Below are 13,982 nucleotides of genomic sequence, written 5' to 3'. Positions count from 1 at the left end.
CCCCAGCAGGGCGGCCGGCCGCCCTGCTGGGGTGGAGGTGGGGCGTACCAGCCGGACTGGCCCTGGCCGGGGACCGGCATGGGCGGCAGGGCTCCGGGCGGCAGGGGCTGCATCAGGCCGGCCTTCTGGTCGGCGGTCGAGCGGTAGTCGACGGCCGCCTGGGTCATACGCATGTACGCCTCCTCCAGCGAGGCCTGGTGCGGGGAGAGCTCCCACAGGCGTACGTCCGCCTCGTGCGCGAGGTCGCTGATGCGGGACAGCGCCAGCCCCGTCACCCGCAGCGCGCCGTCCTGCTCGGGCAGCACGTGCCCGCCCGCCTCCGTCAGGGCGGACGTCAGCTTCTCCCGCTGCTGCGGATCGGTGTCGGGCGTGCGGACCCGGGTGAAACCCGCGGAGTTCGCGGCGATGAACTCCTTCACGCTCATGTCGGCGAGCAGCCGCCCGCGCCCGATGACGATCAGGTGGTCGGCGGTGAGCGCCATCTCGCTCATGAGGTGACTGGAGACGAACACGGTCCGCCCCTCCGCCGCCAGCGACTTCATCAGATTGCGCACCCAGAGGATGCCCTCGGGGTCGAGGCCGTTCACCGGCTCGTCGAACAGCAGCACCTGCGGGTCGCCGAGCAGCGCGGCGGCGATGCCGAGCCGCTGGCCCATGCCGAGGGAGAAGCCCTTGGACCGCTTCTTCGCCACCGCCTGCAGCCCGACCACGCCCAGCACCTCGTCCACGCGGCGGGCCGGGATGCCGGAGAGCTGGGCCAGGCACAGCAGGTGGTTGCGCGCGCTCCGGCCGCTGTGCACGGCCTTGGCGTCCAGCAGGGCGCCGACCTGGCGGGGCGCGTTCGGCAGCCTGCGGTACGGATAGCCGCCGATCGTCACCGTCCCCGCGGTGGGGTTGTCCAGACCCACGATCATCCGCATGGTCGTCGACTTGCCCGAGCCGTTCGGTCCCAGGAAGCCGGTGACGGCGCCCGGCCGGACCTGGAAGGAGAGGTCGTCCACGGCGGTCTTGTCGCCGTAGCGCTTGGTCAGGCCGACTGCCTCGATCATGCTCCGCACCCATCGAAAGGTTCAGGTCAGCGGGGCACACGCCCCCCGTAAGGGTTAGGAGGATAACCGGGCGCTGACGGTTCCGCCCAAAAGGAAGCAAAGTTTCCGGCCGTCAGGCGTCCCGCTTCCGCAACAGCAGGTAACCGCCGGCGAGCGCCGCGATCACCCACAGTGCCATGATCCCGAGCCCGCCCCAGGGGCCGTAGGGCGTGTCGTCGCCGACCGGGGTGACCACCTGCATGATGTGGCCGCCGGCCTGGTCGGGCAGGAACCGGGCGACCTTCTTCGTCGCCGAGACGAAGCTGAGGATGCCGGAGATCAGGAAGAAGAACGGCATCAGGATGCCCAGCGACAGCATCGGCGAGCGCAGCATCACGGCGATGCCCATGGAGAACATCGCGATCAGCGCCATGTACAGGCCGCCGCCGAACACCGCGCGCAGCACGCCCTCCTCGCCGATCGAGGTGCTCAGCGAGCCGAGCATCGCCTGTCCGAGGAAGAACGCCGCGAAGCTGGTGACCATGCCGACCACGAGCGCCAGCACGGTCGCCACCGCCACCTTGCTCGCCAGGAAGGCGCCGCGCCGCGGCACGGCGGCCAGCGAGGTGCGGATCATGCCGGTGCTGTACTCGTTGGTCACCACCAGCACGCCGAACACGATCATCGCCAGCTGGCCGAGCCCCATGCCGGCGAAGCTGGTGTAGGTCGGGTCGAAGGAGAGCCGGTCCTGCTTCCCCAGGGTGTCGAACTGCTGCCTGGCCAGGACCGAGACCAGCATGCCGAGCGCGACGGTGACGACCGCGGACAGCGACAGGGTCCACACGGTGGACGCCACCGACCGGATCTTGGTCCACTCGGACCTGATGACCTGGGTCGTCATGGCTCAGCTCTCCTTCTTCATGTCCGCGACCGCGGGCTGGGCGGGCACCGCGGCGGGCTCGGCCGGAGCGGCCTGCCCTGCCTGGTCGACCTGCCCGGTGTGCGCGTGGTACTCCACCGACCCGGCCGTCAGCTGCATGAAGGCCTCCTCCAGCGAGGACTGCCGGCTGCTCAGCTCGTGCAGCACGACACGGTGCTGGGCGGCCAGTTCACCGATGCGCTCCGCCTTGCCGCCCTCCACCTCGAGCAGCCCGCCGTCCTTCTCCACGGCCGTGATCCCGGCCGTCGACAGCACGTCGAGCAGCCGCTCGCGCTCGGGGGTGCGGACCCGGACGTGGCACCGGGAGTTCTGCTCGATGAAGTCGGCCATGGAGGTGTCCGCGAGCAGCCGGCCCTGGCCGATGACCACGAGGTGATCCGCCGTCAGCGCCATCTCGCTCATCAGGTGCGAGGAGACGAACACCGTACGGCCCTGGGCGGCGAGCGACTTCATCAGACCGCGGATCCAGTGGATTCCCTCGGGGTCGAGGCCGTTGACCGGCTCGTCGAACATCAGGATCCGCGGGTCGCCGAGCAGCGCGGCGGCGATGCCGAGCCGCTGGCTCATGCCGAGCGAGAAGTCCTTCGCCTTCTTCCGCGCGACCGGGGTCAGTCCGACGGCGGCCAGGACCTCGTCCACCCGGCCGGCCGGGATGCCGTTGCTCTGCGCCAGGCACAGCAGGTGGTGGTAGGCGCTGCGCCCGCCGTGCACGGCCTTGGCGTCCAGCAGGGCGCCGATGTACGTCAGCGGGTCCTTGAGTTCCTGGTAACGCCGGCCGTCGATGCGCACGTTCCCGGCGGTGGGGTGGTCCAGGCCGAGGATCATCCGCATGGTCGTCGACTTCCCGGCGCCGTTGGGGCCGAGGAAGCCGGTGACGGTGCCCGGCCGGACGGTGAAGGTGAGGTTGTCGACCGCCAGCTTCTCCCCGTAACGCTTGGTCAGCCCCTCAAGCTCGATCATGCGCACCACGCTAGAACAGACGCGAAGCTCTCCGCCAGTCCGGAAGGCGGAGAGCTTCGCGACATATCAGCCCTTGTCGGGCGCGGTAACGCAGATGTTACCGGGACTGCTGGGCGGGGACACCCCGGGAGATCGACTCGTCCTCGGCCGGTGTGCCCGCGGCGGCCACCGCGGCACCGGTGAGGGTCGCCAGCATCTCGCGCACGTTCGTCAGCTGGGCGTTGATGGAGTCGCGGCGGTTGGTCAGCGCCGCGAGCTCGCGCTCGGACTCCGAACGGATGCGGTCCGCCTTGGCGTTGGCGTCGGCCACGATGTCCTCGGCCTGACGCTGGGCCGTCTCCACCGTCTGGCGGGCGCGGCGCTCGGCGTCGGTGCGCAGCTTCTCGGCCTCCAGGCGCAGCTGCTCGGCGCGGTGCTCGATCTCCGCCAGTCGCTTCTCCGCCTTGGCCTGACGGGACGCCAGGTCGCGCTCGGACTGCTCGCGCCGCTTGGCGAGGTTCGTCTCGAAGTCGGCGGCGGCCTGCGCGGCCTTGGCGCGGGTCTCCTCGAAGAGGGCGTCCGCCTCCTCCCGCTTGGACTGCGCGTCCTTCTGCGCGTCGGCGCGCAGCTGGGCGGCCTCGCCCTGGGCCTTCTCGACGATCCGGACGCCCTCGTCCTCGGCCTTGGCCTTGCGGTCCGCGGCGAAGGACTCGGCGTCGTTGCGGACCTGCTGGGCCGCGGACTCGGCCAGTTCGCGGTGCTGCTCGGCCGCGCGCCGGGCCTCCTCACGCAGCTCCTTGGCCTCCTCCTCGGCGAGGCGGAGAATCTTCTCGACCCGCGCGCCGAGACCCGCGTAGGACGGCTCGGCGTCGTTGACCTGGGCCTGGGCGTTCTGCGTCTCGAGATGGAGCTCCTCGATGCGCTTCTCCAGGGCGGTGATGCGGGAGAGGGCACTGTCACGGTCGGAGACGAGCTTGGAGATACGTTCGTCCACCTGAGCGCGGTCGTACCCACGCCGCACAAGCTCGAAGCCGTAGGGGGAAGTGTCGCTCATGGGGTTCCTGTCGAAAGAGACCGGTGAGGTGATAGGTGGAATCCTAGGGGCCGAAGCGGTGTGTCATCGAGCGGATACGTGTTTGATCTGGAGAATGACACCTCTTTTGAGTGGCTGACCACGGGGGGGCTTGCCAAAGACTCGGGCAAAGCCCTCCAGACGGCCGGAATCCGCCTCTACAGACTAGCCGTCTGACGGCTTGCCACCCGACCGGGGTGCCCCCACCGTCGCGCCCGCCTTGACCCCGCCGTCCTTTCCGGACGACGGAGCCTCGAACGACTCCAGTGCCTCCAGCACGTCCTGGACCCGGGAGATCTCGGCGTTGATGTCCTCGCGCCGGCGCACCAGGACCTCCAGCTCGCGCTTGCCCTCCTCGACCGTGCGCCGCGCCTCGCGGATCGCCTCGGCCTTCAGCTCCTCGGCCTCCTTCACGAGCGTCGCCTTCTTCTGCTCGGCCTCCTTCAGCAGGCCCTCGGCCTTCTTCACCGCGGCGATACGCACCTTGCCCGCCTCGGAGTTGGCCTCCGAGACGATCTCCTTGGCCTTGGCCTGCGCCTTGGCCAGCTGCTCCTCGGCCGCCTTGATCAGCGCGTCGCAGCGGTCGCCCGCCGACTTCATCGTCTCGGCGGCCTCGCGGCGGGCCCGCTCGTGCAGCTGCTCGATCTCGCTCGTCAGGCGCTCGCGCAGCTCCTCCGCGCGCTCCCTGATCTGGGTGGCGTCCCGGCGGGCGCCGACGAGCAGCTCGTCCGCGTCCGTACGGGCCTTCTCCACCGTCGTGTTGCCCTCGACCCGTGCCTCGGACAGGATCCGGTCGGCCTCCTTGCGGGCCGCGCCCACCATCGTGTCGGCCTGGGACTCCGCCTCCGCCTTCGTCTTGACCGCGCTCGCCTGCGCCTCGGTGAGCAGCTTGTCGGCCTCGGCCGTGGTCTCCGTGATGAGCGTGTCGACCTGCTCGGCGGCCTCCGAACGCCGCTTGTTGGCGTCCTTGCGGGCCTCGTCCAGGGTCCGCTCGGCCTCCGCGCGGGCCGTGGAGACCAGCCGCTCGGCCTCCGCCGCCGCCTCGGCCCCGACCCGCTCGGCCTCCTTGCGGACCCGCTCGGCGTGCGCCTGCGCGGAGCCGACCGTCGCGGCGGCCTCGGCGCGCAGCCGCTCCGCGTCCCCGGTGGCGTCCGAGATCAGCTTCTCCGCCCCGGCGACGGACTCGGCCCGGAGACGGTCCGCCTCCGCGACCGTCTCCGACTGCAGCCGCTCCGCCTCCGACCGCGCCTCGGAGATGAGCGTGTCCGCCTGGGTCGCCGCGTCCGAGCGGATGCGGTTGGCGTCCTCGCGGGCCTCCGCGCGGGTGCGCGAGGCGTCCTGCTCGGCCTGCGCGATGGTGTCGGAGGCCTCCGTACGCACCCGCTGGGCGTGCTCGGCGACATCGGTGCGGATCCGGTCCGCCTCCGCGATCGCCTCGGACACCGTGCGCTCGGCCAGAGCGTTGGCGGCCTCGGACTCCTCCTGCGCCTCGCGCCGCAGCCGGCCCGCGTCCTCACTGGCCCGCTCCCGCTCGGCGTAGGCGTCGGCGCGGACCCGGTCCGCCTCCTCCCCGGCCTCCCGGCGGGTACGGTCCGCCGAGTGCTCGGCGGCCGAGCGCAGCCCGGCGATCTCCTCCTGCGCCTGCTCGTGCAGCCCGGCCACGGAGTCCCGCACCTGCTGGGCGTGGAGTTCGGCGGCGGACACCATCTCGGTGGCGCGCCGGTCGGCCTCCTCCACCAGACGGGTGGCCTCGGCCTGCGCCTCCTCCACGCGCCTGCGCGCGGAGGCCAGCAGCTCCTCGCTCTGCTCGCGGGCCCGCTCGCGCTCCTGGTCGGCCTCGTCGCGCGCGGCGCCGAGGAGTTCCTCGGCCTCGCGGCGGCGCCGGGCGGCCTCCTCCTGGGCGGCGGCCAGCGTCTCGGACGCCTCCGTGCCCAGCCGCTCGGCCGCGGCCCGCGCCTCCGCGCGGACCCGGTCCGCGGTGTCCTGGGCCTCCACCTTGAGCCGCTCGGCCTCGGTTGCGGCCTCCGACCGCAGCCGTACGGCGACGGCCTCGCCCTCCGCGCGGGAGGCGGACGCGTCGGCGGCGGCCTCGGTGCGCAGCCGCTCGGCCTCCGCCTCCGCCTGCTGCTGCAGCGTCCGGATCCGCTCGGCGGCCTCGCCGCGCAGCCGCTCGGCCTCCTCCGAGGCCTCACGACGGATCCGGGACGCCTCCTCGCGGGCGTCGGCCAGCGCCTGCTCGGCGGCGGCGAGGCGCTCCTCGGCCTCGGTGTGCAGCCGGGTCAGCTCCTGCTCGGCCTCCGCACGCCGGGCCGCGAGCGCCTGCTCGGTCTCCTCGCGCAGCTCGCGCGCGGCCCGCTCGGCGTCCGCCCTGACCGACTCGGCCTGCTCGGCGGCCTCCTCGCGGTGCCGCTCGGCCTCCTTGCGGGTGCGCTCCAGGGTCTCCTCGGCCTGCCGGCGCAGTGTGGTGGCCCGCTCGATCGCCTCGGTGCGGACCTTCTCGCTGTCGCTCTGCGCGGTGGAGCGCAGCTCGTCGGCGTCCGCCTTCGCCTTGGCCAGCAGCTCCTCGGCGGACTTGGCCGCCTCCTCGATCTGCACCACGGCCTCGCGCCGGGCCTCGGCGCGGATCTTCTCGCCCTCGGCGACCGCTTCGGCCCGCAGCTGCTCGGCCTCGCCGCGCAGCCGGCGGGCCTCCTCCTGCAACTCGACCGTCTTGGCGCGGTACTCCTTGGTGTCGTCCTTGGCGGCGCCCTTGAGCTGCTCGGCGATGCTCTGCGCCTCGGCACGCAGCCGGTCCGCCTCGGCCTCGGCCTCCTTGCGGACCCGCTCGGCCTCCTCGGCCGCGGCCCTGGTGGTCCGCCGGGCGTCCTCCGCCGCCTTGTTCAGCACGTCCTCGGCGGTCTTCGCCGCCTTGGACAGCTGGGTCGCGCTCTCCTCGGCGGTGATCGTGCGGGCCTTCTCGGCGGCCTCCGCGACGATCTTCTCCGCCTCGGCACGGGCGTCCGCGACCAGCTGCTCGGCCTCGGACTTGGTGCTCTCGGCCTCCTTGGTGGCCTCCTCGACCAGCCGGGCGACCTGCTCCTTGGCCGTGCGCGTGCGCTGCTCGTTGGCCGACTCGGCGGTGGCCAGCGCCTTCGACGCGGCCTCCTTGGCCTCGACGACCAGCTTCTCCGCCTCGGTCTGCGCCTTGCGCAGCGCCTCCTCGGCCTCGGCCATGCGCTGCTCGGCGGCCCGGCTCAGCTCGGCGGCCTGGCGGCGGGCGGCGTCCGACTCGCTCGCCGTGGAGCTGCGCAGCTGCTCGGCGTGGTCGGTGGCCTCCTGGGCCTGGGTGGAGGCGGCGTTCAGCAGCCGCTCGGCGTCGGTACGGGCACGGCGCAGGATCTGCTCGGCCTCCGCGCGGGCCGTCTCGGCCTCGCTCTGCAGCCGCTGCCGGGCCTCGGCGGTCAGCCGTTCGGCCTCCGCGCGGGCGGCGGCCATCGCCTGCTCGGCCTCCGCGCGGGACTCGTCCAGCAGGCGGCGGGCCTGCTGCTCGGTGCGGGCGCGCAGCTGCTCCGCCCACGCCACGTTCTCGTTGACGTGCGACTCGACGGTCTGCCGGCGCTCGGCGAGCTCCTGGTCGAGCTGCTGACGGCGGGTCACCGCCTCCTGGTGCAGCTCGGCCTGCAGACGCGCGGCCTGCTCGGCGTGCTCCTGGAGAATGCGCTGGGTCTGCGCCCGCGCCTGGCTCAGCTCGCGCTCGGCGTCCGCGCGGATCTGGTCGGCCTGCATCTGCGCGTTGCGCAGCAACTGCTCGGCCTGGTAGCCGATGTCGGCGCTGTCGTAGGCGGGCCGGGACATGAGGGTGCGGCGCGCCTCGTGCAGCTTGGCGCGCAGCACCTCGACCTGGTAGCCGAGGTCCTCGGCGTGCTGGATCGCCTTTTCCCGCTCGGTCTTCAGCCGCTCCATCTCGGCCTCGAACCGAGAGAGGTGGTCGACGTCAGCCGCCGGCTCTCGCTCCTGGCGTTCGTAGCCCCGCACTGCGCGGTCCCATCCGTCCCCTGGTCGCAAGCCTGTCCAAACGAGCTCCGTCCATCCGCCGAACGGGGCCCCCGGGGAATGGTGTCAGATCAACGGCGGAGCACGGGCTGCTGCCCCGCCGCTCGTCCCCCGAAACCTGGACCCCGGAAAGCGGCCATCCCCGTTCCGGGGACGACCGCCCCCAACCCTACCGGCCCTTTTGTACGTGGGTCAGTGCCCAGTCGACTCAACAGGCGCTGAAGTGACCAGTTCTGTCAGCACACCGTGACAATCCTTGGGGTGCAGGAAGGTGATCCGTGACCCCATGGAGCCGCGTCGCGGCTCGTCGTACAGGACGCGTACGCCCTTTTCCCGGATGTCCGCGGCCTCTGCATCGACATCCGCCGTACCGAAGGCGATGTGGTGCACGCCCTCGCCGTTCTTCGCGAGCCACTTGGCGACGGTGGAGTCCTCGCGGGTGGGCTCGAGAAGCTGCAGGTAGGACGCCCCGCCGTCGGACGTCTCGTTGATCTTGAGCATGGCCTCGCGCACGCCCTGCTCCTCGTTGACCTCGGTGTGGAACACCTCGAAGCCGTACGTGGCCCGGTAGAACTCGACGGTCGCGTCGAGGTCGTGGCAGGCGATCCCGATGTGGTCGATTCGCGTCAGCATGGATTCAGTGCAGCGCGCATCATGTGGTTACGCAACGTGCGCGCGATCACACCGACCGCCGGATGACGGGGTGGACAACCCCTCAGTACATTCGAAGTAAACCCTCGTTCACTCCTCGGCTGTCCAGCCGGAAGGGGATCGCAGCTCATGACTTCTGAAACCTCGGGAACACCCGGAACGAACAGCTCGGTGATCGTCGCGGGCGCCCGTACGCCCATGGGACGACTGCTCGGCTCGCTCAAGTCCTTCTCGGGAGCCGACCTCGGCGGCTTCGCGATCAAGGCCGCCCTCGACCGTGCGGGGATCGGGGGCGACCAGGTGCAGTACGTGATCATGGGCCAGGTGCTCCAGGCCGGGGCCGGGCAGATCCCGGCACGCCAGGCCGCGGTCAAGGCCGGCATCCCGATGAGCGTCCCGGCGCTCACCATCAACAAGGTGTGCCTGTCCGGCCTGGACGCCATCGCGCTGGCCGACCAGCTGATCCGCGCGGGTGAGTTCGACGTGATCGTCGCCGGCGGCCAGGAGTCCATGACCAACGCCCCCCACCTGCTGCCCAAGTCCCGCGAGGGCTACAAGTACGGCGCCGTGCAGATGCTGGACGCCATGGCCCACGACGGCCTGACCGACTCCTTCGAGAACATCGCCATGGGCGAGTCGACGGAGAAGCACAACACCCGTCTGGGCATCGGCCGCGCCGAGCAGGACGAGATCGCCGCCCTGTCCCACCAGCGGGCCGCCGCCGCGCAGAAGAACGGCGTCTTCGAGGCCGAGATCACCCCCGTGGAGATCCCGCAGCGCAAGGGCGACCCGGTCCTGGTCAGCAAGGACGAGGGCATCCGCGGCGACACCACCGCGGAGTCGCTGGGCAGGCTGCGCCCGGCCTTCGCCAAGGACGGCACGATCACGGCCGGCTCGTCCTCGCAGATCTCGGACGGCGCCGCGGCCGTGGTCGTGATGAGCAAGGCCAAGGCGCAGGAGCTGGGCCTGGACTGGATCGCCGAGATCGGCGCCCACGGCAACGTGGCCGGCCCGGACAACTCCCTGCAGTCCCAGCCGTCCAACGCGATCCTGCACGCCCTGAAGAAGGAGGGCCTGGAGGTCTCCGACCTCGACCTCGTCGAGATCAACGAGGCGTTCGCCGCGGTCGCCGTGCAGTCAATGAAGGACCTCGGCGTGTCCACGGAAAAGGTGAACGTGAACGGCGGCGCCATCGCCCTGGGTCACCCGATCGGCATGTCCGGCGCCCGTCTCGTCCTGCACCTGGCCCTGGAGCTGAAGCGGCGCGGCGGCGGCGTCGGCGCGGCCGCGCTGTGCGGCGGCGGCGGCCAGGGTGACGCGCTGATCGTCCGGGTACCGAAGGCGTAACGGACACCGGGGGGCGCAAGCCCCCTTCCGACCGACCCCTCTCGTACGACCCCCTCGTACGCGCACGGCGTACGGGGACCACGTGAACGGAGCTGTGATGCAGGACGTCTCCTCTCTGGTGGCCCAGGCCAGGGAAGGCCGGCCGAGGGCCGTGGCCCGGCTGATCTCCTTGGTGGAGGGGGCGTCCCCGCAGTTGCGGGAGGTCATGCGCACACTCGCGCCCCTGACCGGCAACGCCTACGTCGTCGGCCTCACCGGCTCCCCGGGCGTGGGCAAGTCGACGTCCACCTCGGCGCTGGTGACGGCGTACCGCAAGCAGGGCAGGCGGGTCGGCGTCCTGGCCGTCGACCCGTCCTCGCCCTTCTCCGGAGGCGCCCTGCTCGGCGACCGCGTCCGCATGTCGGAGCACGCCTCCGACCCGGGCGTCTACATCCGCTCCATGGCCACCCGCGGCCACCTGGGCGGCCTCGCCTGGGCCGCCCCGCAGGCGATCCGCGTGCTGGACGCGGCGGGCTGCGACGTGATCCTGGTCGAGACGGTCGGTGTGGGCCAGTCGGAGGTGGAGATCGCCTCCCAGGCGGACACCTCGGTCGTCCTGCTGGCCCCGGGCATGGGCGACGGCATCCAGGCGGCCAAGGCCGGCATCCTGGAGATCGGCGACGTCTTCGTCGTCAACAAGGCCGACCGTGACGGCGCGGACGCCACCGCCCGCGAGCTGAACCACATGCTGGGCCTCGGCGAGGCTCGCGGCCCCGGCGACTGGCGCCCGCCCATCGTCAAGACGGTGGCGGCCCGCTCCGAGGGCGTCGACGAGGTCGTGGAGGCCCTGGAGAAGCACCGCGCCTGGATGGAGGAGCGCGGCGTCCTGGCGGAGCGGCGCCGGGCCCGTGCCGCCCGTGAGGTGGAGACGATCGCGGTCACCGCCCTGCGTGAACGCATCGGCGACCTCCACGGCGACCGCCGCCTGACCGCTCTCGCGGAGAAGATCGTGGCGGGAGAGCTGGACCCGTACAGCGCGGCGGACGAGCTGGTGGCGGGCCTGACGAACGCCTAGGCGGCCACGGGCAAGAACAACAGGCGGGGCCTCAAGGGCCTCGCCTGTTGCTTTGCGCGGCGGTGCTGGTGCCGGGTGCTGGTGCCGGGGGCGGGTGCGCTTATCCGCGCCGCCTGGGGGGACCCCCGCCCACAGGTGGCGCGGCGTGCAGCGCTACAGCCGCCCGCGCTGGTCCCGCAAGTGCTGGGCGACCGGTTTCAGCGCCTTGTCCAGCTCCATCAGCGCCTCGGGATCCAGTAGATCGATGAAATGCCTCCGCACGGACGCCACGTGGTGCGGCGCGACCTTCTGCATGGTCTCCATGCCGTGCTCGGTGAGGACCGCGTACAGCCCCCGGCGGTCGGACTCACAGTTCTCCCGGCGCACCAGGTTCGCGTTCTCCATGCGCGTGATCTGGTGCGAGAGGCGGCTCTTGGACTGGAGGGTGGCGGACGCGAGGTCGCTCATCCGCATCCGTACGTCCTCCGACTCGGAGAGATTCACCAGGATCTCGTAGTCGTTCATCGTCAGGCCGAACGGCTGCAGGTCCTTTTCGAGCTGGTACGTCAACAGCCTGTTGACCTCCAGGTGGGTGCGCCAGGCGCACTGCTCCGCATCGGTCAGCCAGCGCGTGGCCGTCTCGGTCTCCATGAATGAAGTCTACCTAAGAAGTTGAAAGGCGAACTAGTGAGGGGTGCGGTGACGGCGTGCATGCGTTCGATCCGTCACACTCCGCAGACTACCGCTCACAGCCCGAAGCGACGCTGGAGCCCTCCCAGCTGTCCGGGAAGGTTCGATGCCCCGGCCTGATGTCCGCCGGCTGCGGACACCCTTCCGCCTCCGGGTACCCCGGGCTCGTCCGGGAGCACCCCCGCGGCCTGCTCGGCCATGAGGGTCTCGCTCGACTGCAGCAGGACCGTGCCGGCTCCCACGAACTCGAACTGATGCTCCTCCCCGGAGGCCGGTCCGAGGCCCGTCATCGCACGTAGACCGCCCCATACGCCGGTCAGGTACCCGTGGTCGTAGTGATGGCACGGGGAGGGGCAGTCGGCCCACCCGACGAGCGCCTGCGGGTCCACCCGGACAGGGGGTTCCATGAACACCACCGGCCCGTTGGACGCGGCCACGAACTTCCCGGTTCCGATGAGTGTCAGAAAACCCGGCACGATCGACTGTTTGAGTGCCAGAGTTGGCTGAAAAGCGAGCAGATTGCCGGAGCGAATGGTCAGATTGCCGTCGTCCAGGTCGAAGGAATTGACATCGAAGGCCCGGTCGGCGAGCAGCATCCGCCCCGAACCCTCGGCCACCACCCAGTCGCTCGCGTGCAGAGGCGAATGAAAGACCGTGCGCACCAGATGGTCCAGCCGGCCGTGCCCGATGCCGTTGAACTCGATCGCCCCGTAGTAGGCGATCATCTTCCCCTTCTGCAGGAACCACTGGCTCCCCTTGAGGTCCACGCAGAAGGTGTACGGGTTCACGTTGTCGTCGGCCGGCAGGGTCGTCGGGTCGTGGACCACGGGCCCGGCTCCGGGCGTTCCGTACGCGTTCACAGCTTCTCCTCGGATGCCTGGACGTAGACCGTGCCGCTGCCGCTCAGCTCCAGCTGGAAGCCCTCCCCGGAGCCGCGTCCCACCATCTCGCGCCAGCCCAGCGCGGTGGACAGCTTGTTGCGGACGTCGCCGTGGTGGGCGACGTAGGCCTGCGGGTCGACGTGCACCGGACGCTGCGGGGTGATCGGCAGCTCGAAGACACCGCCGTGCGCCATCACGGCCACCGCCCCATGGCCCCTCAGCGTGGTCGTGAACAGCCCCTGCCCCGTCACCTGGCCGCGCACCATGCCCATGACCCCGCCCTGCGAGCCCATGAACATCGTCCCCTGCTCGAGCGTGCCCTCGAAGGCGAGCAGCCGGTCCGCCTCCACGTACAGCGTGTCACCCGTCAGGCTGATCACGTGCACATGATGGCCGCCGTGCCCGAAGAAGACCGTGCCGCTGCCCTCCACGGTCATCAGCGGGGTGGCCTCGCCCGCCACCCGGCGCCCGATCATCGACATCAGACCGCCCTGACCGCCCTGGATGTTGGGTGTGAACGCCACATCCCCCCGGTAGGCGAGCATCGCCCCGCGCTGACTGAACAGCCGCTGCCCCGGCACGACCGTCGCCTCGACCATCCTGGAGTTGATCTCACGAAAGGTCATCTCACAGATCCCCCGCGATCGTGTTCCGCTCGCTCGGCTGGACGTACACCAGCCCGTCCCCCTCGAACCGGATCTGGAAGGCCTCCCCGCCGCCCTCCCCGAGGAAGGTGCGGAAGGTCACACCGGACTGGAAGGACTGCCGCACGTTCCCCTGGTGCGCGATGTACGCCCCCGGGTCGACGATCAACGGGTACTGCGGGCTCACCCTGAGCACCACCGCCGGCCCGTCCGACATGATCGCCACCTGCCCGTGCCCCTCGACCGTGGTGGTGAACAGTCCGTTCCCCTGCGAGGCGCCGCGCAGCCCGGTGAACGTGGTCCCCGTCCTCAGCCCGGCCTCCGTCACGAGCAGATTGCTCGACTCGACGAACAGCTTCTCCCCGGCGAGCCGCACGAGGTTGATCTCCGACGCCCGGTCGGCGAACCAGCAGGTCCCCTGCCCCCGCACCTCCATCACGGTCATCTGCTCACCGGTGAGCCGCCGGGTCACCATGCCACGCAGACCCTCGCCGCCACCGGTCAGCCTCTTGAAGGACATCTGCCCGTCGTACGCGACCATCGAGCCGTTCTTCGCCTTCACGGCGTCCCCGGTCATGTCGACGGCGAGCACTCTGCTGCCTTGCAGTCGGAACATCGCCACGAAGCGAAGGTAGCGGCGGACGGGGGAGGCGGACAGGGTTTCCGGGGAGAGAACGACCCTGATCGCACCCTTACGGGTCCGCCACGCCCACCCCCTCCCGGCC

Annotated in this window: 12 protein-coding genes; 2 read left to right on the top strand and 10 right to left on the bottom strand. The window is 71.2% G+C overall.

The genetic code is table 11. The annotated features are described in order from the left end of the window. The 6 genes from C1I97_RS16645 to mce form a co-directional block, all read right to left on the bottom strand. Positions 1 to 1,049, bottom strand: a 1,049-nt coding sequence (locus C1I97_RS16645; protein WP_111004004.1) for an ABC transporter ATP-binding protein, incomplete at its 3' end; no start/stop codon positions are given. Between the two features lie 112 nt (positions 1,050 to 1,161). After that, positions 1,162 to 1,929 (bottom strand): ABC transporter permease, encoded by a 768-nt coding sequence (locus tag C1I97_RS16640; RefSeq protein ID WP_111004003.1) that lies wholly within the window; start codon positions 1,927 to 1,929, stop codon positions 1,162 to 1,164. 3 nt (positions 1,930 to 1,932) lie between these two features. Then, positions 1,933 to 2,928: an ABC transporter ATP-binding protein gene (locus C1I97_RS16635; RefSeq protein WP_111004002.1), complete on the bottom strand. Its 996-nt coding sequence runs from the start codon at positions 2,926 to 2,928 to the stop codon at positions 1,933 to 1,935. 97 nt (positions 2,929 to 3,025) lie between these two features. Continuing rightward, complete coding sequence (locus C1I97_RS16630) at positions 3,026 to 3,961, bottom strand: cellulose-binding protein (RefSeq protein WP_111004001.1); 936 nt, start codon at positions 3,959 to 3,961, stop codon at positions 3,026 to 3,028. Between the two features lie 183 nt (positions 3,962 to 4,144). Beyond that, a complete protein-coding gene (gene scy / locus C1I97_RS16625; RefSeq protein ID WP_111004000.1) occupies positions 4,145 to 7,993 on the bottom strand; it encodes a polarized growth protein Scy in 3,849 nt (1,282 codons plus the stop codon). 210 nt (positions 7,994 to 8,203) lie between these two features. Continuing rightward, on the bottom strand, positions 8,204 to 8,644 hold the full coding sequence (mce, locus tag C1I97_RS16620; RefSeq protein ID WP_111003999.1) for a methylmalonyl-CoA epimerase: 441 nt from the start codon (positions 8,642 to 8,644) through the stop codon (positions 8,204 to 8,206). A gap of 147 nt (positions 8,645 to 8,791) precedes the next feature. Here mce and C1I97_RS16615 point away from each other — a divergent pair, with 147 nt between their 5' ends. Both C1I97_RS16615 and meaB read left to right on the top strand, forming a co-directional pair. After that, complete coding sequence (locus C1I97_RS16615) at positions 8,792 to 10,009, top strand: acetyl-CoA C-acetyltransferase (protein ID WP_111003998.1); 1,218 nt, start codon at positions 8,792 to 8,794, stop codon at positions 10,007 to 10,009. Between the two features lie 97 nt (positions 10,010 to 10,106). Next, positions 10,107 to 11,063 carry a methylmalonyl Co-A mutase-associated GTPase MeaB gene (gene meaB / locus C1I97_RS16610; protein ID WP_111003997.1) on the top strand — a complete coding sequence of 319 codons (957 nt, stop codon included), beginning with the start codon at positions 10,107 to 10,109 and terminating at the stop codon, positions 11,061 to 11,063. A gap of 153 nt (positions 11,064 to 11,216) precedes the next feature. Here meaB and C1I97_RS16605 read toward each other — a convergent pair whose 3' ends face one another. The 4 genes from C1I97_RS16605 to C1I97_RS16590 form a co-directional block, all read right to left on the bottom strand. Continuing rightward, a complete protein-coding gene (locus C1I97_RS16605) occupies positions 11,217 to 11,693 on the bottom strand; it encodes a MarR family winged helix-turn-helix transcriptional regulator (RefSeq protein WP_111003996.1) in 477 nt (158 codons plus the stop codon). Between the two features lie 95 nt (positions 11,694 to 11,788). Continuing rightward, the gene (locus C1I97_RS16600) at positions 11,789 to 12,592 is read right to left on the bottom strand and encodes an AIM24 family protein (RefSeq protein ID WP_111003995.1); all 804 of its coding nucleotides are present in this window, start codon (positions 12,590 to 12,592) and stop codon (positions 11,789 to 11,791) included. Then, the gene (locus C1I97_RS16595) at positions 12,589 to 13,239 is read right to left on the bottom strand and encodes an AIM24 family protein (RefSeq protein WP_111003994.1); all 651 of its coding nucleotides are present in this window, start codon (positions 13,237 to 13,239) and stop codon (positions 12,589 to 12,591) included. Before C1I97_RS16595 ends, C1I97_RS16600 begins: the two co-directional genes overlap by 4 nt. A gap of 1 nt (position 13,240) precedes the next feature. Continuing rightward, positions 13,241 to 13,873, bottom strand: coding sequence for an AIM24 family protein (locus C1I97_RS16590; protein WP_111004005.1), 633 nt, complete (start codon positions 13,871 to 13,873; stop codon positions 13,241 to 13,243). Positions 13,874 to 13,982 lie beyond the last annotated feature (109 nt).

This window comes from Streptomyces sp. NTH33 (assembly GCF_003236365.1).
GTDB lineage: Bacteria > Actinomycetota > Actinomycetes > Streptomycetales > Streptomycetaceae > Streptomyces.
This window is presented reverse-complemented; position numbering and strand designations above follow the sequence as displayed.